This window comes from Pararobbsia alpina (genome assembly GCF_965118125.1).
Lineage (GTDB): Bacteria > Pseudomonadota > Gammaproteobacteria > Burkholderiales > Burkholderiaceae > Pararobbsia > Pararobbsia alpina_A.
In genome coordinates, this window is sequence record NZ_OZ221288.1 from 654,027 (window position 1) to 673,940 (window position 19,914).

A 19,914-nucleotide genomic window follows, 5' to 3' on the forward strand; every position below is an offset into this window, starting at 1 on the left:
ATGCAATCCCCGCGTGCATCACTTCAACGACGACGGAGTTTTCGATGAAAGCCTTTCGTATCCTTTCGATGCTTGTAGCGCTGTTTGCGGCTTCCGCCACCCTGACCGCTTGCCAGAGCGACGGCATGAACAACACGAACTCGAGCAGCGGATCGGGCGGCAGCGGCGGAAGCGGCGCGTACTGACCGGCGCGGTCAGGCTCGATGCCGCCGGGATCGATGCCGACTGCATCGACATCCACCCTGCTTCCACCTGGTGTGTCGGGCGCTGCGTTTGCCGCCGCGCTCGACGCGCTTCGCAAGGCGCTCGGCACGCAGGCCGTGCTCAATGCGCCCGATGCATTGGCGCCCTATCTTGACCCGTTCGCACCGGGTGATCCCACACGTTTTTCGCCTTCGGCTGTCGTGCTCCCCGCGAGCGTCGACGATATCCGTGCCGTACTGAACGTTGCCAACTCGGCACGCTTGCCGCTATGGACGGTGTCGACGGGGCGTAACTTCGCCTACGGCGGCGCTGCACCGCGCATCAACGGTTCCGTCGTGCTCGATCTCAAGCGCATGAACCGCGTGCTCGAGGTCAACGACACACTCGGCTATGCGCTCGTCGAGCCCGGCGTGAGCTACTTCGATCTGTATGAAGCGCTCCGGGCACGCGGCTCGCGGCTCTGGCTGGATCCACCCGCGGCGGGATGGGGCAGCGTCGTCGGCAATACGCTCGAACGCGGCTTCGGCACCACGCCCTATGGCGATCATGCGGCGCAACAGTGCGGCATGGAGGTCGTGCTCGCGAACGGCGACGTCGTACGCACCGGCATGGGCGCGATGACCAACGGCACATCGTGGCAGGCGTTCAAACCCGGCTATGGGCCCTCGTACGACACGCTGTTCATGCAATCGAATTTCGGCGTCGTCACGAAGCTCGGCATCTGGCTGATGCCACGGCCGGCCGGATATCGCTTCGGTCACTTCAAATTCCGGCGCGACACCGATCTGCGTGCGATTGTCGACACGCTGCGTCCGCTCAAGCTCGACGACACGATCCAGAGTCAGGGCGTCATCGAACACGCACTACGCTGGGCCGCCGGCGTATCGCCGCGGCGTCGCTGGTACGACGGCACCGGGCCCATGCCCGAAGCCGCGATCGATGCGATGACGCATACGCTCGATATCGGTCGCTGGAATCTACGCTTCGGCCTCTATGGTCCCGAAGCGCTCGTCGAAGCGCGCTTGCAAGTGATTCGTCAGGCGTTCTCGGCCATTCCGGACGCCCGCCTCGACGCAACGCCGTATCGATCGTCGGATGCCGAGCCTGAAGGCGGCGGCGATCGAAGCCAGATCGGCATCCCGAGCATGGCCGCATTCCAGATGCTGAACTGGCGTGGCGGCAACGGCGCGCATATCGACTTTTCGCCGGTCTGTCCGACAACCGGCGCCGACGCGACGACTCAATACGAACTCATTCGCGCGACCGCACAAGCTTCGGGCTTCGACTATTACGGTGGCTTTACCGTCGCCGGTCGTCATATGCATCACATCTTTGCGGCGATCTTCGACAAGGACGATACCGCGCAATCACACGCCGCGCACGACCTCATCGAGTCACTGATCGTCAAGACCGGTCAGGCCGGATACGGCCAATACCGCACTCACCTTGCCTTTATGGATCTTGCCGCGTCGCAATACGATTTCAACGGCCACGCGTTGATGCGGCTCAGCGATACGATTAAAGCCGCGCTCGATCCGCAAGGCATTCTCTCGCCGGGCAAGCAAGGGATCCTGCCCAGGCGATATCGAAGCTGAGCGCTGCATCGCATCGGCCCGCAGGAGTCGCATGCGTTCACGCGAGTTTGCATGCGCTGCGGTAGGCATGGGTGTGGAGAGGACGAAGAGCGAAGGCTGGAGACACAACGGACGTGCAATGGACGCTTTGACACGCAGAGGTTTCCTCATCGTCGCCGCGTCGCTCGCCGGCGGGTGGACAGCGCTTGGCCGCGCGCTGCCCGCATGGGCCGAGGCAGCGCCGCATGCCGACCTCGGTGTCGAAGCGGAACGGATCGCTCCAGACCATCCCGCGTCCATCCTTCAAATCGTCGACGACCGGCTTGCACCTGACCCGATGCCCGTCGATCTCCCGAATGCCCATGTCGTCAGGCTCGACGGCGACGCGGGCGCCCTTTGGCATCGTGTGCTGTGCCCCTTGCTGGACCGAGTGGACCATGCGGACCGAGCGACGTCTCAGCCGCGCGTCGTCCATATTCATGGCTTCACGTCACACGCGGACTGGTTTGTGCTCTCCACGCTCGCCGCGGCCTACCCCGTGACGACGCAATCCTCCGTTCCCGGTCACTATGCGAGTGAACGCAGCACAGCGCTTCGTGACGCTCGCCGTGTATCCGTGCCCGATACGGTTGCGTGGCAAATCAAATTCGGTTCCGTGCGCAACGATTAACGCGTAACGATTGACGCGTAACGATTGACCCTCAACGATTGATGTTCAGCGACTGACGCTCAAGCGTCGGTGCTCACCCACATAGCGCGCGTCGCACTTTCTTCGTACCATCTACTGCGCCGTCACGCGTGGATTGCCCGGCGGCTCCCCCGACGTTCCCCAAACCGCACGACAGCAACGGAGACGAGTTCGATGGATCTCAAGCTTAAAGGCAAGGTCGCAGTGCTTACAGGTGGCAGTGTCGGTATCGGACTCGCCGTCGCCGAGGCCATGGCAGTCGAAGGCGTCGATCTTGTCCTTGCCGCGCGACAAAAGGATCGTCTCGAGGAAGTCGCCCAGGAAATCGCGAGGGCGCACGACGTCAAGGTCGTTCCCGTCGCATGCGATGTGCGTACGCAGGAGGGTGTCGATGCACTCGTCGACGCGACGGAGCTCGCCTTTGGCGGGGCCGACATCCTGTTCAACAACGCCGGAACGGGCAGTAACGAAACCATCATGGAGGCCCCGGACGACAAGTGGCAGTTTTACTGGGACCTGCATGTGATGGCTGCCGTGCGGCTTGCGCGCGGTCTCGTCCCGGGGATGAAGCAGCGCGGCGGCGGCGTGATTCTTCACAACGCGTCGATTTGTGCAGTGCAGCCGCTGGGTTACGAGCCGATCTACAACGTCACGAAAGCCGCGCTGATGATGTTTTCGAAAAACCTCGCCAATGAACTGATCCGCGACAACATTCGCGTGAACACGATCAATCCGGGCCTGATCCTGACGCCCGACTGGATCAAGACCGCAAAGCAGCTGACGGCCGAGTCCGGTGGCGACTGGGAAGGCCACCTCGCGTCGGTTGCGCGCGAACACGCACCGATCGGACGCTTTGCGAGCGCGGAAGAACTTGCCGATTTCATCGTGTTCCTCTGCTCCGACCGCGCGAGTTACAGCGTGGGTGCGACGTACTTTGTCGACGGCGGCATGCTCAAAACCGTCTAGGTTTTCTAGGGGCGCGCGCAAGTCTTACATGGCGCGCCCTGTTGTTGCATTGAAAAAGCCGGCCCCGCATGGGCCGCGCCGAATGCCTTGCGTCCTGCGCTGCGCAATGGCATGCCGTTTGCATCGTCATGGGTCCATTGATGCGGGAGGACGCCATGGCACGCATGATCTGGAAAGGCGCAATCAGCTTCGGGCTCGTTCATGTGCCCGTGCAGCTCTTCCCCGCGACGCAAAGCGAGCACATCGGGTTCAACCTGCTCGACAAGCGCACGGTCGATCCGGTCGGTTATAAGCAAATCAACAAGCGCACCGGCAAGGAAGTGAAACGCGAAGACATCGTGCGCGGCTACGAATACGAAAAGGGCAAGTACGTCGTGCTCAGCGATGAAGAGATTCGCGCGGCCAATCCTGAAGCCACGCAAACCGTCGACATCCTCGCCTTCGTCGATGCGCCCGAAGTGTCGTTCTTCTATCTCGAGACGCCCTATTTCCTCGCCCCCGATCGCAAGGGCGAAAAGGTCTACGCCCTGCTGCGCGAAGCGATGAAATCGTCGGGCAAGATCGGGATCGCGCAGGTCGTCATGCATAACAAGCAGCATCTGGCCGCTTTGATTGCGGTCGGCCCTGCGCTCGTGCTTAACACCTTACGGCGCGCCGACGAAGTGCGATCGAGCGACGAGTTCAAACTTCCGCCCGAAGGCGTCAGAGCCAGCGGCCTCTCGACACGCGAGCTCGATATGGCGAAGAAGCTCATCGACGATATGAGCGAGAAGTGGAATCCCGCCGAGTATCACGACACGTTTCATGACGACATCCTCGCGCTCGTCGACAAGAAGATCCGCGCCGGCAAAACCGAGGAAGTCGATGTGCAAGCCGTGCGAGCGGAACGTCCGAAGTCGGCCGAGATTCTCGATCTCTCCGACCTGTTGCGGCGCAGTCTGGGCCGCGGCAAAAGCCGCGCGGACCGGCGTTCAGCCAACGACGACCGGCACGACGACGAGCATGACGACGAAGAAGCACCCGCGCCTGCCCGCAAAACGCCGGCGAGACGCCGCCGTGCCGCAGGTTGATGCTGCAGGCTGACGCTTGCCCTACCGCTTGCCCTACTGTGACGCAACGAGGCATCCATGAACGACAAACTCGGCACGTATCAGCGCAAGCGTCGCTTCGACGACACGCCTGAACCCTCAGGTCACGGCGCAACGCGTAAAACGAAATCGCGTGCCGCGAGCGGCTCCGCCAAAACACGACGATCCGCGTCGTCGAAACGCACCACCCACGCACTCTCGTTCGTGATTCAGGAGCACCACGCCAAACGCCTGCACTACGACTTCCGGCTCGAACTCGACGGCACGCTCAAATCGTGGGCCATTCCGAAAGGTCCGAGCCTCGATCCGTCGGTCAAGCGCCTTGCCGTGCACGTCGAGGATCATCCCATCGAATATGGCTCGTTCGAAGGCGAGATTCCGCCTGGCAACTATGGTGCCGGCACTGTCGTGGTCTGGGATCGCGGCACCTGGGCGCCCGAAGGCGACGAAGACGCGGAACACGCTTATCGCGCCGGCAAAATGAAGTTCACGTTGTCCGGCGAAAAACTGCACGGCGGCTGGGCGCTCGTACGTAGCCATATGCCCGGCAGCGGCGACAAGGAGCAATGGCTGCTGATCAAGGAACGCGATGACGACGCGCGTAGTGAAGCCGACTACGACGTCATCGCCGAATGCCCGGGCAGCGTGCTGCATGCGCGGCCGTCCACCGCCCGCCGCGGCACGCGGGAGAAGGCGCACAAAACGCGTACTCGGAAAGGCACCGACGACGACGATGCGCTAACGGGTACCGTCACACGCTCGGTGCGCAGGGCAAGCCGGTCCGCCAAGCGGCCCGATATTGTCTCGACGCGCGACACGGCCTCTCTGCTCGAGCTAGCGGACCATCCCGCGATCAAGGGCGCGGCGAAGGCGCGCCTTCCGGAAACATTCAAGCCTCAGCTCGCGACGCTCGTCGACGGACCGCCCTCGTCGTCGGAAGACTGGACGTACGAAATCAAGTTCGACGGTTATCGCGTGCTCACGCGCATCGATCGGCAAAACGGCACACCGCGTGTGCGCATCTTCACGCGTGCCGGCAACGACTGGACCGAACGATTCGGCAAGCTGCCCGATGCGTTTGCGGCCTTGCCGATCGAATCGGCATGGCTCGATGGAGAGGCCGTGGTCCTCGACCGGAACGGCCTGCCGAACTTTCAGGCGTTGCAGAATGCGTTCGATGTGTCCCGGCCGCAAGATATGGTTGTCTACCTGTTCGATATTCCTTTTCTGAACGGGTACGACCTCCGAAAGGTCCCGCTCGTGCAGCGACGCGCGATCCTGCATGCATTGATCGAGGACGCGGAACCGCGTCATGTGCGCTTTTCGGAGAACTTCGACGTCGATATCGATTCCCTGCTCAAAAGCGCATGCGATATGTCGCTCGAGGGCATCATCGGTAAGCGTATCGACAGTCCGTACACTTCGACGCGCTCGCCGAACTGGATCAAGCTCAAATGCCGGCGGCGTCAGGAATTCGTGATCGGCGGATACACCGATCCCAGCGGAAGCCGGGCGGCGTTCGGGGCGCTGCTGCTCGGTGTGTACGACCGCGATGGCAAGCTTCAATACGCCGGTCGCGTCGGCACGGGCTTTAATGCGAAGACCTTGAAAGACGTCAAGGCTCAGCTCGATCGACGCGAGCGCAAGACCATGCCCTTTGCCGCAGCGCCGTCGGAGCGCAGCCGCACAGCCGTGCACTGGGTGAAGCCGGAACTAGTCGCAGAGTGCGACTTCGCCGAGTGGACTCAGGAGCAGATCGTCAGGCAGGCCTCGTTTATCAGCTTGCGCACCGACAAGCCGGCCAGGCAGATCGTGCGCGAGGCTCCGCACGCACCATCGGCAGGGAGCAAAGACATGGCACACACCTCCGCCTCGCATGGCACCGCGAAACGCTCACGCGATGGCGACGCGACCGAGATCGAAGGGGTGCGCGTTTCGCATCCTGACCGCGTGATTGACAAACAGAGCAAGGCGACCAAACTTGACCTGGTTCAGTACTACGCCTCGATTGCGGACCGGATGCTGACCGAACTCGAAGACCGGCCCATCGCGATCGTTCGCGCCCCCGAAGACATCGGTGGCGAACTCTTTTTCCAGAAGCACAGCCAAAAGCTGTCGATTCCTGGCGTGACGCAGCATCCGGATCTGGATCCTGGCCACCCCGCGCTGATGTCGATCGACACGCCAAAGGCCCTGATCGGCGCAGCGCAAATGGGCACAGTCGAAATTCATACGTGGAATGCGCGTGCCGACTCGATCGAAAAACCGGATCGCGTGATCTTCGATCTCGATCCCGACCCGTCGCTCGGTTGGGAACGCATGATCGAAGCCGCGCAACTCACGCATACCTTGCTCGACGAGCTTGGCATCACGTCGTTCTGCAAAACAAGCGGAGGCAAAGGCTTTCATATCGTCGTGCCGCTCGTGCGGCGCGCGGGCTGGGATGAGGTCAAGGACTTCGCTCAGGCCGTATCGGAGCATATGGCCGCGACGCTGCCCGATCATTTCTCGGCCAGGATGGGCGCGCAAAACCGCAAGAAGAAAATCTTTATCGACTATCTGCGCAACAACCGCGGCTCCACGACGGTCGCCGCGTTCTCGCCTCGCGCACGCCCGGGTCTCGGCGTTTCGGTCCCCATTGCATGGAACGAAGTGGACACGACCACGGCAGGCGATCAGTGGAATATCTTCAATCTGCACGAGCGGCTCGAACGATTGAAGACCAACCCCTGGGCCGGCTACGAACGCGCACGCCAGAGCCTGACCGCAGAAATCAGGAAGCGGCTTGGCATCAAAGGAAAGCGGTAAGACACTCACGGTGACGGCACGCCGAATCCGACGACACTTTCGGGTGGTGCTCAGGCCCGGCCCTTGCTGCTGAAGGAATACCGATCCACCGCCTCGAGGAGGCCATTATGCGAACGCATCAGCCGAATCAGCCCAAGCAGCCGAAACATCCCGAGCAGCATCCCCACGGCGGAAAAAGCGAGAACAGCGTCGATGCCGCGGTCGAGGGTACGTTTCCGGCAAGCGATCCGCCGTCCATTGGCGGTACGACCAAGATCAAACCGCGTGACGAACATGAGGGACGTGACGACGGGTCTGCGTCGTCCCATCCGACCATGCCGCGCAAGCATCACTAAGCGGGCTCTCGATTCAGCGGCTGTTCAAGCCACGCCCGTCACTTCGGTCGCCGCCTGCGCGGCGGCCGAAGTCCGCACCGCGTTACGCCCTTCACGCTTGGCCACATAGAGCGCCGCGTCCGCAAGCCGCAACAGATCCGGCGCCGACGCCACCTCGCGCCGGCCCAATTCGTCGGCGACCGAAGCCGCTACGCCGACACTGACCGTCACCACGCCGAACGTGTGCTGTGCATGCGGCAGCCCCATGCGCTGCACACGCTCGCGTATTGCGTTGGCAACCTGCACGGCGCCGTCGAGCGACGTGTCCGGCAAGCCGACGACAAACTCCTCGCCGCCATATCGTCCGACAATATCCGACGGACGCTTCACGCATGCGGTAATCGCCTTGGCGACTTCGGACAACGCGACGTCGCCGGCCGAATGCCCATACAAATCGTTGTACGCCTTGAACGCGTCGATATCGATAAACAACGCGCCGAACGGCGTGCGATCGCGTTGTGCACGCCGCCATGCCGACGCGAGTGCCGCATCGAGCGCATGCCGGTTGTTGATGCCCGTGAGCTTGTCATGCGTGGCTTGCTCGATCAGCAGCGACTGCGCTTTTGCACGCTGCCGCAACTCGCGCGCTAGCAGCATTGACACCGCGATGAACGCGGCACTGAACAACACCATCAATACGCTGATTAATAGCGTGCGCTGCCGCCAGCTTTCAAGAATGTCGTCTTCGGCCGGTGCGACAACCGCGACAACCGGCAAGCCCGGAATACGCTTGAAGCTATACAACCGACGAATTCCGTCGATCGAACCTGTCGATACGAACGTGCCGGCTTCGTCGCTCGCAATGCGTGGGTAGCCTGGCATATCGAGCATGCTGCGACCGATATCCTCAGGGTGATACGGCTGCCTGACGATCACCGTGCCGTCGTCGCGCATCAGCAAAAGCACGCCATGCGGACCGATATCGAGCCCGCCGAGCAGATCACGGAAATAAGCGAGGCTGATTGCGACGAGCGCGATACCGCCGAAGGTGCCATCCGGCTTGTCGATGCGGCGCGTCAGCGCAACCGTCCATTCACCCTTGCGCAGGCGCGACTGAAACGGCCGGCTCACATACAACCCAGCATGTGGGTTGTCGCGTTGTACGAGGAAATAGTCGCGATCCGAGTACACACCGGGCCGCGGTGTTTCGCTGACCGAATCGACCGCGATGTGCCCTTTCGCATCGATCACGAGCATCGCGCCAAGGTATTTGGCGTGGGCCGAGCGATCGAACAGGATTTCACGCTGGAGGTTCGTCGGCAGCGCCATCACGTCGGGGCGCTGCGAGCTTTCGAGCATCCACGACAGCGACAGATCGTAGAGCTCGACATTGCGCGCAATATCCTTTTCAAGGATCTGCAGCAGGTTCTGAGAGGTTTCGCGCGCGTGCTGGAGCGCTTCCGCGCGCCCTTCGTACAGCGCCATCACGCAAAGACTCAGCATCACGAGCGCAACGAATGCACCGCCGGCCGTCACGTAACGATGCATGCGTGCCAGCCGCGCAAAGGGGCGCACCGCACGTTCCCGTGCGACTTCGAACTGCTTCGAAAGCGGGACGCGACCGGCCATGTCGAGCGACCTCCTTGCGTGCGAGCAAGGCGCCCATTGTAGGCGCGCGCCGCAAGGAGGTCGATGCGAGGACGGTCGAGTGTTGCGCGTTATCTTTTGCCTTCAGTCTCGGCTTGCGTAGCCGCAGGCACCGCACTACCGGCAGCGGCCATTAATGTCGCGCGCGCTTCGCCGAAGCCCACGCGTGCGAAGCCTGCCTTCTCAGCCCAAGCACGCAAAACAATCGCGTCCCCGTCATCGACGAACGTACGATGCTCGCCGTTGGACAAGACCAGCGGCTTGCGTCCACCCAGGGACAGTTCGAGCAACGATCCGGCTTCGGAAGGCTGCGGACCGGACTGCGTACCCGAACCAAACAGATCGCCTGCTCGCAAGTTGCAACCGCTCGCTGTGTGATGCGTGACGAGCTGCGCGACGCTCCAGTACGAGTGGCGGAAATTCGAGCGTGAGATGCGCTCGGGCGACGCGCCCTCTTCGCGCATGCGCGCCGTTTCGATCAGCACTTCGAGATCGATATCGAGGCCACCGCATGTGCGGACCTCCGGCGCGTCGAGGTAAGCCAGCGGCGCGGGATCGCCCTCGGGCCGCGTCATCGGCGTGCGATACGGCGTCAACGCATCGAGCGTAACGATCCACGGCGAGATCGTCGTCGCAAAGTTCTTCGACAGGAACGGACCCAGCGGCTGGTATTCCCACGACTGGATATCGCGCGCCGACCAGTCATTGAGCAGACAAAGGCCGAAGATCTTGCTCTCCGCTGCATCGATGGCCACGGGCTCGCCGAGCGCATTGCCCGAGCCGATCACGATGCCGATTTCGAGTTCGAAGTCGAGCCGCGCACTGGGCGCCAGCACGGGCGCGTCGCGCTCGGGCGATTTGATCTGACCCATGGGACGATGTACCGCCATCCCGGACGTGCCGATCGATGAGACGCGGCCGTGATAGCCGATGGGCACCCACTTGTAGTTCGGCAGCAAAGGCGCATCGGGACGAAACAGCTTGCCGACCGCTGTCGCATGATGAATCGACGTGTAGAAGTCGGTGTAGTCGCCGATCTGCATCGGCACCGTGAATTCGGCCTCGTCCTGCGGCAGCAACGACTGCCGCAGCGTGACCTGCGCGGGCGAGCTGTCACGCAGCAGACGCGACAGCGCGAGGCGCAACGCCTGCCAGGCCTCGGTGCCGAGTTCCATCAGCGCATTCAGCGATGCGCCGCGGCAGGCTTCGATGGCCGACAGCGTCAGCACATCGGCATCATCGAATGCACCGGCCGCGTACGCTTTGCGCAGGTCCAGGATCTGCGCGCCGATCGCCACGCCAATCCGGAAGTCTTCGATGCTGCCGCGTCGCCGGAACACACCATAGGGCAAATTCTGAATCGGGAAATCGTGACCCGGGGCATTGGCCGATTCGATCCAGCTGCGCAGCCGGACGTCGTGGGTTTCGTTGAGCTTGTGGATCATGGGCGTTCCGGATTGAAATGCTTCTTGAGGTCGGACCAGCAGCGATAGTAGTCCGCCTGCAACTGGGCGGACCCGAGCGCGCGTGCCGTCGGTCGAATCACAAAGCGCGTCTCGAACATGAATGCCATCGTCGCGTCGACTTTATGCGGTTTGCTGACATCGGCCGTGCTGGCGCGCTCGAACGTGGCGGCATCCGGGCCGTGCCCGCTCATGCAGTTATGCAAACTCGCGCCGCCTGGCTGGAATCCCTCGGCCTTGGCGTCGTAGACACCCGTGATCAGGCCCATGAATTCGCTCGCAACATTGCGATGGAACCACGGCGGTCGGAAGGTGTTTTCCGCGGCAAGCCAGCGCGGCGGGAAGATCACAAAGTCCGCATTGCCGACGCCTGAGGTATCCGAGGGCGACGTCAGCACCAGAAAGATCGACGGATCAGGATGGTCGAAACTGATCGAGCCGATCGTGTTGAAGTGGCGCAGGTCGTACTGATAGGGCGCGTAGTTGCCATGCCACGCGACCACGTCAAGCGGCGAGTGATCGATCTTTGCCTGCCAGAACCGGCCGAGAAACTTCCCGACGAGCGAGAAATCGCCTTCGAGATCCTCATAGGCGGCGACCGGCGTGTTGAAATCGCGCGGATTGGCGAGCGAATTCGAACCGATCGGCCCGAGGTCCGGCAAGCGAAACGGCGCGCCGAAGTTTTCGCAGATATAACCGCGCGCCACGCCGTCGAGCACGTCGACACGGAAACGCACGCCACGCGGAATCACGACGATCTGCTGCGGCTCGGCCTCGATGACGCCAAACTCGGTCGCGAACCTCACGCGGCCGTGCTCAGGCACGATCAGCATTTCGCCATCAGCGTTGTAGAAGTAGCGGCCCTCCATCGAGCGGTTGGCCGCATACATATGAATCGCCACGCCCACTTGCGCGTCCGGGGCGCCATTGCCGGCCATCGTGACCAGCCCGTCGACGAAATCGCATGCGGTATTCGCATCGGGCAGCGGCAGCGGATCCCAGCGCAACTGATTTGGCGGCGTCGGCGCGTCGTCAAACCGGTTCGTGACCGCGTCATGCTCGAGCGCTTCAAACGGCTGATGGGCCGCGGACGGACGAATGCGATACAGCCAGCTGCGGCGATTGTGGTGTCGCGGCGCGGTAAATGCCGTACCCGTCAGTTGCTCCGCATACAGCCCGTAGGCGCATTGCTGAGGCGAGTTCTGACCGACCGGCAACGCGCCGGGCAAAGCCTCGGTCGCGAAGTGATTGCCGAATCCCGGCTGGTATTGCAGGCCCTGCTGGGTTGCACGTGCATCCATCGTTGTCTCCTGATTCCCAGGCATTTCGCGCGATCTGGTCGCTTCGATGCGGGCAGTCCGCGCACCGTCCATGGCGCCATTATCGCGGCCTCCATCAGCATTGAAAACGTCAATGCTAAAATAGCGCCCATTCACGTTATGAATGTCGTGCCGCCATGAATCTGCGCGAAATCGATTTGAATCTGCTGGTCGTGTTCCTGGAGGTCTCGAATACGCGCGGCATTTCGGCTGCCGCGCAGAACCTCGGGCTTTCGCAACCCGCCGTGAGCAATGCGCTTGCGCGGCTGCGTACGACCCTCGACGATCCGCTGTTTGTGCGCACGCCCTCCGGCATGCAGCCTACGCCGCTCGCCGACCAACTCGCCGAGCCCGTCGCCAACGCTTTGTCGCAACTCCAGCATACGTTGAACCAGCGCGGTGAGACGTTCGATCCCGCCGTCAGCGCACGGCGGTTCACGATCGCTATGACGGATGTGGCCGAGGTGTATTTCCTGCCGGATCTTGCGCCGCGATGCGCAGCGCTCGCGCCGAATATCCGCATCCATATCGTGCGGTCGAGCGAGCGCGAATTGCAAAACGCCATGGCGGACGGGCGCATCGATCTGGCCATCGGCGCCAACAGCGATTTCTCCGACAGTTATTACCAGCAGCGATTGTTCAGGCAGGAGTGCGTGACGATCTTTCGGGAAGGTCACGAACTGGAGCGCGGCGAGCTCACGCTCGAACGGTTTCGAGCGGCATCCCATTTGTGGGTCAGCGAGTCGACCAGTCCGTACGACCGGATCGCACAACTGCTCGACAAGGCGGGCATCCGCGCCCGGGCGAGCTGCGAAGTGCCGAGCTTTCTCGCCGTGCCGCTGATTGTCGCGCGAAGCGATCTGGTCGCGACGGTGCCGCGCAAACTCGCCGATAGCGTGGCGACCGCGTTCGGATTGCGATTTACGCGCCCGCCGATCAAATTACCGCTTTTGCAGACTCATACATTCTGGCATCGACGATTTCATCACGATGCGGGGCACCGCTGGTTACGCACCGTGATTGCCGATGCGTTTTCCGATCATTAATAATATTGAAAATAAAGAATATTAAAATCAATTCTGAAGCCTAATATCAAATCAAATTTTCGGTCGATTTTTATCTCAAACATTCATTTCGACGTTGATTTTGACGTTCATTTCGATGCTGATGTCGGCGTACATGGCGACATCAGCATCGATTTTCAAACCATTTTCAAATGATTTTCAAACCACCTCATCGACGACAATCTGAACCTTGACGTCGGTCGGTAGCCCGCGCGACGCTTCATCAAAGGCATTGACACCATCCTTGAATGAAAACGACCGCGAAATAAACGGCTTGACGTCGATTTTCCCCGAGCTGATCAATTGAATGGCTCGCGGAAAGATATTGGCATAACGGAATACCGATTCAATCCGGACTTCTTTGCACTGAATCGCGACAATATCCATTTCGATTTTCTTCGGCGGCATACCGACGAGAACCAGACAGCCGCCCGGGCAAAGCAGATCAATAATATTCTCGAACGCTTTGGCGCTGCCGCTGGCTTCGAATACGATATTTGCACCCCACCCTTCGGTCAGTTCGGCAACGACATCCGCAACCTTTTGCGAGCGGATATCGACCGTCGTGACGCCGGGCGTATCGCCAATCAGCGCAAGCTTTTCAGGCACGAGGTCACAGACGATCGCACGGCTGCACCCGCCGGCCAGCGCTGCGAGCGCCGTCATCATGCCGATCGTGCCCGCACCGATGACCACCGCGACGTCGCCCGGCTTGATCTGCGCTTTTTTCGCGGCTTGCAATCCGATCGACAGCGGTTCGACGATGGCGCCTTCGGCGAAACTCACGTTGTCGGGCAATTTGAACGTGAATGCCGCCGGATGCACGACAAACGGCGTCAGGCAGCCATGCACAGGCGGCGTCGCCCAGAAGCGCACGGCGGGGTCGAGGTTATACATGCCTTCGCGCGTGGCGCGCGAATCGGCATCGGGAATACCGGGTTCCATGCAGACGCGATCGCCGGCCTTCAGGTGGGTGACTTCGCGGCCCACCTCGACGACCGTGCCGGACGCCTCATGGCCCAGCACCATCGGTTCACGGACGACGAACGGCCCGATACTGCCGTGCTGGAAATAATGGACGTCGCTGCCGCAAATGCCGACCGTATGGATCCGGATCTTGACATCGCGCGGACCGACGACGTGTTCGACCGGAATATCGCGCAGCGTAATGCGGTGCGCTTCTTCAAGAACCAGGGCTTCCATCTGCAATTCCTCTGTGCGTTTTCGCTGAATGTGAACATCCACACGATGGACAGGTTCGGCAGGAGCGTCAATTACGTTTCCGGCGGCCGATCTGCATGAATTTTGAGTGACCGCGCGTATTTCGCTGGGACGCGGATTTTTACCAGATTCGATACAGTGCTCACGTCACCGACTTCCTGACTCGCCATGCTCGCCGAACTGGACCCGATTCTGATTGGCTTCGTGATCGTCGCCATCGACATAGCGGTGTGGCGCCTGATTCCCGCGCAGCGGCGCGTGCTGTTGATCGGACTGCGCCTCGTGTTGTTCGTCGGCTTCACGTACGTCCTGTTCACTCACGGCATGTCGCCGCTTGAGGGCGTGCCGGTCGAGGGGCATCCCGTTCAGCAATTGTTGTCTCAGGCGCTCGAGATCATCTGGTGGTTTCTCGGCGCGCGCCTCGGAATCGTGCTGCTCGACGTGGTGTTCATGCAGAAAAGCTGGCACCAGGAGCGGCTGTTCCAGGACTTGCTCGGCGCCGTCGTGTTCCTCGCCTCGACCGTCGCGGCCGTCGCCTACGTGTTGCACTGGCCGGTGCGCGGCCTGATCGCAACATCCGGCGCCCTGGCCATCGTGATCGGTCTGGCCGTCCAGAGCACGTTGAGCGACTTGTTTTCCGGGCTCGTCATCAACACGACCCAACCCTATCAGCCCGGCGACTGGATCGTGATTGACGACGTCGAGGGCACCGTGGTCGAAATGAACTGGCGCGCGACCCATATCCTCACGGGGCGCGGCAATATCGTCGTGATTCCGAATAATGTCGCGGCCAAAGCCAAGATATCGAATGTCAGCCGCCCGACCGAGCTTCACGGCATCAGCGTGCTGATCGAAGTGACCCCCGAGGCACGGCCGGCCTCGGTCATCGCCGCACTCGATCAGGCCGTGCAGGGTTGCCGCCTCGCGCTGGCGACGCCTACGCCGAGCGTGGCCGTCAAGCGCACGGGGATCCACTCGATCACTTACGAAATCACGTGCTTCGTCGATGCCATGAGCAAAAAGCTCGAGGCGACCAATATGCTGTACGACCTCGCGTACCGGCACCTCGGCGCGGCACGCATCGATCTTCGCCCGCTTGCGGTGCCCGCACTCGTCGGCGAGTCGGTGGACCGGCGCGCGCGACTGCTGTCGAAGATCGACATGTTCAGCGCGCTGTCGAGCGACGATATCGAACAACTCGCAGGCAAGCTCGAGCGGCACGAATACGAAGTCGATGACGTGGTGACCACCGCCAAGGAAGTCAGCCACCAGCTGTTCATCGTCGCCGTCGGCGTGCTCAGCGTACAGGTGTCCGGCGACGACGAGCCCGACGGCAAACCTGAGGAGATTGCGCGGCTCGGCCCGCAGGAGGCTATCGGCGAGGCGGGCGTGTTGTCGGGCATGCCGATGATGGTCGATATCGTCGCGCTGACCCGCGTCGTGATCTACACGCTCGACAAGTCCGATCTGACGCCGTTGCTCAAGAAACGGCCCGAAGTCGGCCAGGCGATGTGCCGCGTACTGTCCAAGCGCCGTCACTACCGCGAACTCTTTGTGCCGACGCTTGCCCCGGTCGCGCAAACCGAATCCGGCGTGTTTCACTGGCTTCGAGAAGGGATGCGCAAGCTGCATGAGTTGACCGGGTAGGCGGGAATTGGCCGTGGTCGCGACGGCTGGCGCTGTAGGCTCGGTAACGGTTTGGGTGTGACGACACTTCGGGTTGGACGACGCTCAAGGTGCCACGACGCCGTCGAGACCTGAAATCAGCGTTCCCAATCGGTGCGCAGCCTTACCATTTCATTTCATTGCACGCTATAAGTGCACGCGTGCGCTCTTACCGTGCATTGCTGAACGCAGCATTGCGGTGCAGATGCTCCATTCCGTATCGCCGCCGCACCGCCAAAAAGCACATATCCCGGCTCGATCGATCGATTTGCACGGAAACGGTTTGATATCTGGCCCGCATCTTGCAGTAGTTGCGGCCTTTCCATGCGCCAACATCGATCATGCAGGCACTTCAATCAGGCTCGGACACGCTTTTCTTGCTTTTAGGCGCCACGATGGTGCTCGCGATGCATGCGGGCTTCGCCTTTCTCGAACTCGGGACCGTGCGTCACAAGAATCAGGTCAACGCGCTCGTTAAAATCCTTGTCGATTTTTCGGTGTCGACGATCGCGTACTTCTTTATCGGCTACACGCTTGCCTACGGCGTGTCGTTCTTCTCGCCGGCCGAGCTGCTTGCTGAGCATAACGGTTACGCGCTCGTGAAGTTCTTCTTCCTGCTGACGTTTGCCGCAGCAATCCCGGCCATCGTGTCGGGCGGCATCGCCGAGCGCACGAAATTTTCGCCGCAGCTGTTTGCGACATTCGTGATCGTCGGGTTTATCTATCCGCTGCTCGAAGGCACCGTCTGGAATAACCGGTTCGGCATCCAGGCGTGGATCACGCAACTGTGCGGCGTGCCGTTCCACGACTTCGCGGGTTCGGTCGTCGTGCACGCGTTCGGCGGCTGGATTGCCTTGCCGGCCGTGCTGCTGCTCGGCGCGCGCCACGGCCGCTACCACCACGGCCGCATCGCGGCGCATCCGCCGTCGAACATTCCGTTCCTCGCGCTCGGTGCATGGGTGCTGACGGTCGGCTGGTTCGGCTTTAACGTGATGAGCGCTCAGACGATCGACAAGATCAGCGGCCTCGTCGCGGTCAACTCGCTGATGGCCCTCGTCGGCGGCACGCTCGCCGCGTGGCTCGCCGGCCGCAACGACCCGGGCTTTACGTACAACGGCCCGCTGGCTGGTCTGGTCGCTGTTTGCGCGGGCTCGGACGTCATGCACCCGCTCGGCGCGCTCGTAGTGGGCGCGATCGCCGGCATCCTGTTCGTCCAGATGTTCACGTGCGTGCAGAACAAGTGGAAGATCGACGACGTGCTCGGCGTCTGGCCGCTGCATGGCCTGTGCGGCGCATGGGGCGGCATCGCGGCCGGCATCTTCGGTCAGCCGAGGCTCGGCGGCATTGGCGGCGTTTCGTTCATTGCACAAGTGATCGGCACGGTCGGTACGGTCGTGCTGGCACTGGTCGGCGGATTTGTCGTCTATGGCGCGATTCGCGCGGTCTTTGGCCTGCGACTCGATCGTGAGGAAGAGTTCAACGGCGCGGACCTGTCGCTGCACCGGATCTCGTCGACACCGGAGCGCGAAACCGTCTTTTAAGCGATCCGCCGTTACTCCGGCGTCGGTTCGGCATCCAGTCCGGTCCAGCCGACGCTCGATACGCCCTTCTCCATGCTGAGCCGGCTCGCCACCTGTTCAAGCATGTATTGATATTTCGGATGCAGGCGCATGGTCGCAATCACTTCGACCATGTCGCCATTCTCGGTATGGTCGCTGCTCGACAGGCTCTGAAACGACAGCGGCTCCGTCGCAATCGCATTGGCCAGCATCGCACGGACGTGCACCTCGTCCTGCTCGCGACACACGACGGTAAAGACATATTCGCGAATCAGGTCAGCCGTGTTCACGGGCGACGTATTGATCAGACGGCTCAGGTCGCGCAGCACGGTGTTCGTCACCAGCACGATGACGGTTCCGGCAATAGCCGGCACGAAATGCCCCGCCCCGCACAACACACCGACCGCAGCCGCGCACCACAGCGTAGCGGCCGTGTTGATCCCCTGGATCGAACCTTTGTCGCGCATGATCACGCCACCGCCGAGGAAACCCACGCCTGACACGACGTAAGCGGCGATCTGGGTGACACCCGCTGTCCCGTTGCCGGTCAGCACACCGAGCGTGACGAACAGGCATGCGCCGCTTGCGACGAGCGTAATCGTGCGCAGCCCGGCCGTGCGCTGGCGCATCTGGCGCTCGAGGCCGATGGCGACTCCACAGGCAAACGCGGCCAGCAGCCGAAGGAAGAAACTGAAATCGATGTCGAACGTCATGATGCGGCGTCGGTATTGTTATCGTCCGCCGCAGCGTGAACGCGCGCGCTGACCACGTCAATCGCAAAATCGTGAACGGCACGGGCCCCGCGACGCAATGTTGTCATGCGGCATCAGGACACGTGTCTTCACGCGTGACAGCAAGCCTTTTGCAGGGCCCGTATGCTTGTCGAGAACCGCGCTTCACAACACCTTTTCCTACGTCTTCCGCGCCACCTGCCACGGCATCCTTCAGCTTCTTTCGGCGTAGCTTTCGGCGCACCTTTCGCAGGACCTTCGCAGCAGGCGCGGAGCGTCGCAAGCCGGAACCATGCCGTCGACGCGCCGGCCGCTTACAATCACGCACTCACCACACATTCAGACCCCCTTCGCCGGGGCACCCACAGGAGCGCGATATGGGCCGCATCGACAACCCGCTGCACGACCAGGAGGTCGGCAGCACCGACGTCACCCAGGACACGACGCGCATCGACGACACACGTATCGGCGCCGTACGGCCCTTGATCTCGCCCGCGCTGCTGCAGGACGAGTTGCCGTGCCCGCCCGCCGTCCAGGCGCTCGTCGAACGCACGCGCGTCGAGATCGCCGATATCCTGCACGGCCGTGACGACCGGCTGCTTGCGATCGTCGGCCCGTGCTCGATTCACGACCACGATCAGGCGATCGAATACGCGCATCTCCTCAAGCAGGCCGCCGATGCGCTCAAGGACGACATCCTCGTCGTGATGCGCGTGTATTTCGAAAAGCCGCGCACAACGGTCGGCTGGAAGGGGTATATCAATGACCCTCGCCTCGATGGCAGCTTCCGGATCAACGAAGGCCTGCGCCGCGCTCGCGAACTGCTCATCGAAATCAACGAACTCGGCCTGCCGACCGCGACCGAGTTTCTCGACCTGCTGAGCCCGCAATACATCGCTGACCTGATTGCGTGGGGTGCGATCGGCGCGCGCACGACGGAAAGCCAGAGTCACCGCCAGCTCGCATCGGGCCTGTCGTCGCCGATCGGTTTCAAGAACGGCACCGACGGCGGCGTGCAGATCGCGGCGGATGCAATCGTCGCCGCGCGCGCGAGCCACGCGTTCATGGGGATGACGAAGATGGGCATGGCCGCGATCTTCGAAACGCGCGGCAACGCGGATGCCCACGTCATCCTGCGCGGCGGCAAGAAAGGGCCGAACTACAATCATGCGTCGGTCGAGGAAAGCGCGGGTGTACTGCGCAAGGCCGGTTTGCCCGAACGCCTGATGGTCGATTGCTCGCACGCGAACTCTGGCAAATCCCATATTCGCCAGCTCGACGTCGCGAAGGATCTGTCAGAGCAATTGCGTCAGGGTGAAACGCGCATCATGGGTGTCATGATCGAAAGCCATCTCGAAGAAGGCCGTCAGGATATGAAGCCAGGCGTTCCGCTTCAACGCGGCGTCTCAGTCACCGATGCGTGTCTGAGCTGGGTACAGACCGAACCGGCGCTTCAAGCGCTCGCTGAAGCAACGCGCGCACGACGGAACGCAAAGTAAGAGGCAACGTTGGCGGTGGTAGTGCGAGCGGCGCGTCGGCAAGACGCGTGCTCTACCCTAAACGTCCCGTCGATGCGTCTTTGTTCCCGGGTTCGCCGACGGAG

16 protein-coding genes are annotated in these 19,914 nt (G+C 62.0%); 11 read left to right on the plus strand and 5 right to left on the minus strand.

The annotated features are described in order from the left end of the window. The first annotated feature begins 44 nt into the window (after nt 1-44). The 7 genes from ACMFWR_RS21300 (at nt 45) to ACMFWR_RS21330 (ending at nt 7,663) form a co-directional block, all read left to right on the plus strand. On the plus strand, nt 45-185 hold the full coding sequence (locus ACMFWR_RS21300; RefSeq protein WP_413196675.1) for a hypothetical protein: 141 nt from the start codon (nt 45-47) through the stop codon (nt 183-185). A gap of 33 nt (nt 186-218) precedes the next feature. Beyond that, entirely contained in the window at nt 219-1,799 is a 1,581-nt protein-coding gene (locus tag ACMFWR_RS21305) for an FAD-binding oxidoreductase (RefSeq protein WP_413196676.1), read from the plus strand. Nucleotides 1,800-1,917: 118 nt separating this feature from the next. Then, on the plus strand, nt 1,918-2,448 hold the full coding sequence (locus ACMFWR_RS21310; protein WP_413196677.1) for a hypothetical protein: 531 nt from the start codon (nt 1,918-1,920) through the stop codon (nt 2,446-2,448). 192 nt (nt 2,449-2,640) lie between these two features. Next, on the plus strand, nt 2,641-3,432 hold the full coding sequence (locus ACMFWR_RS21315) for an SDR family NAD(P)-dependent oxidoreductase (RefSeq protein WP_413196678.1): 792 nt from the start codon (nt 2,641-2,643) through the stop codon (nt 3,430-3,432). A 155-nt stretch (nt 3,433-3,587) separates the two neighbouring features. Then, nucleotides 3,588-4,502, plus strand: a complete 915-nt coding sequence (locus tag ACMFWR_RS21320; protein WP_413196679.1) for a Ku protein — start codon at nt 3,588-3,590, stop codon at nt 4,500-4,502. 57 nt (nt 4,503-4,559) lie between these two features. After that, nucleotides 4,560-7,328: a DNA ligase D gene (ligD, locus tag ACMFWR_RS21325; protein WP_413196680.1), complete on the plus strand. Its 2,769-nt coding sequence runs from the start codon at nt 4,560-4,562 to the stop codon at nt 7,326-7,328. A gap of 107 nt (nt 7,329-7,435) precedes the next feature. Further along, a complete protein-coding gene (locus ACMFWR_RS21330; RefSeq protein WP_413196681.1) occupies nt 7,436-7,663 on the plus strand; it encodes a hypothetical protein in 228 nt (75 codons plus the stop codon). A 24-nt stretch (nt 7,664-7,687) separates the two neighbouring features. Here ACMFWR_RS21330 and ACMFWR_RS21335 read toward each other — a convergent pair whose 3' ends face one another. The 3 genes from ACMFWR_RS21335 to hmgA all read right to left on the minus strand — a co-directional run bounded on the left by ACMFWR_RS21335 (nt 7,688) and on the right by hmgA (nt 12,053). Next, complete coding sequence (locus ACMFWR_RS21335) at nt 7,688-9,271, minus strand: diguanylate cyclase (protein WP_413196682.1); 1,584 nt, start codon at nt 9,269-9,271, stop codon at nt 7,688-7,690. A gap of 89 nt (nt 9,272-9,360) precedes the next feature. Continuing rightward, entirely contained in the window at nt 9,361-10,734 is a 1,374-nt protein-coding gene (gene fahA / locus ACMFWR_RS21340; RefSeq protein WP_413196683.1) for a fumarylacetoacetase, read from the minus strand. Continuing rightward, complete coding sequence (hmgA, locus tag ACMFWR_RS21345; RefSeq protein ID WP_413196684.1) at nt 10,731-12,053, minus strand: homogentisate 1,2-dioxygenase; 1,323 nt, start codon at nt 12,051-12,053, stop codon at nt 10,731-10,733. The genes fahA and hmgA overlap by 4 nt, the downstream gene beginning before the upstream one ends. A gap of 155 nt (nt 12,054-12,208) precedes the next feature. Here hmgA and ACMFWR_RS21350 point away from each other — a divergent pair, with 155 nt between their 5' ends. Beyond that, a complete protein-coding gene (locus ACMFWR_RS21350) occupies nt 12,209-13,117 on the plus strand; it encodes a LysR family transcriptional regulator (protein WP_413196685.1) in 909 nt (302 codons plus the stop codon). 177 nt (nt 13,118-13,294) lie between these two features. Here the strand turns inward: ACMFWR_RS21350 and ACMFWR_RS21355 are convergent, their stop codons facing one another. Then, nucleotides 13,295-14,338 (minus strand): NAD(P)-dependent alcohol dehydrogenase, encoded by a 1,044-nt coding sequence (locus ACMFWR_RS21355; RefSeq protein ID WP_413196686.1) that lies wholly within the window; start codon nt 14,336-14,338, stop codon nt 13,295-13,297. 186 nt (nt 14,339-14,524) lie between these two features. Here ACMFWR_RS21355 and ACMFWR_RS21360 point away from each other — a divergent pair, with 186 nt between their 5' ends. Beyond that, nucleotides 14,525-16,003 (plus strand): mechanosensitive ion channel domain-containing protein, encoded by a 1,479-nt coding sequence (locus ACMFWR_RS21360; protein ID WP_413196687.1) that lies wholly within the window; start codon nt 14,525-14,527, stop codon nt 16,001-16,003. Between the two features lie 359 nt (nt 16,004-16,362). Next, nucleotides 16,363-17,562 carry an ammonium transporter gene (locus tag ACMFWR_RS21365; protein ID WP_413196688.1) on the plus strand — a complete coding sequence of 400 codons (1,200 nt, stop codon included), beginning with the start codon at nt 16,363-16,365 and terminating at the stop codon, nt 17,560-17,562. Nucleotides 17,563-17,573: 11 nt separating this feature from the next. On the opposite strand, the gene ACMFWR_RS21370 is transcribed toward ACMFWR_RS21365, so the two are convergent. Next, on the minus strand, nt 17,574-18,281 hold the full coding sequence (locus tag ACMFWR_RS21370) for an MgtC/SapB family protein (RefSeq protein ID WP_413197314.1): 708 nt from the start codon (nt 18,279-18,281) through the stop codon (nt 17,574-17,576). A gap of 407 nt (nt 18,282-18,688) precedes the next feature. On the opposite strand from ACMFWR_RS21370, the gene ACMFWR_RS21375 reads away from it, so the two are divergent. Beyond that, a complete protein-coding gene (locus tag ACMFWR_RS21375) occupies nt 18,689-19,810 on the plus strand; it encodes a 3-deoxy-7-phosphoheptulonate synthase (protein ID WP_413196689.1) in 1,122 nt (373 codons plus the stop codon). The last annotated feature ends 104 nt before the right edge of the window (nt 19,811-19,914 follow it).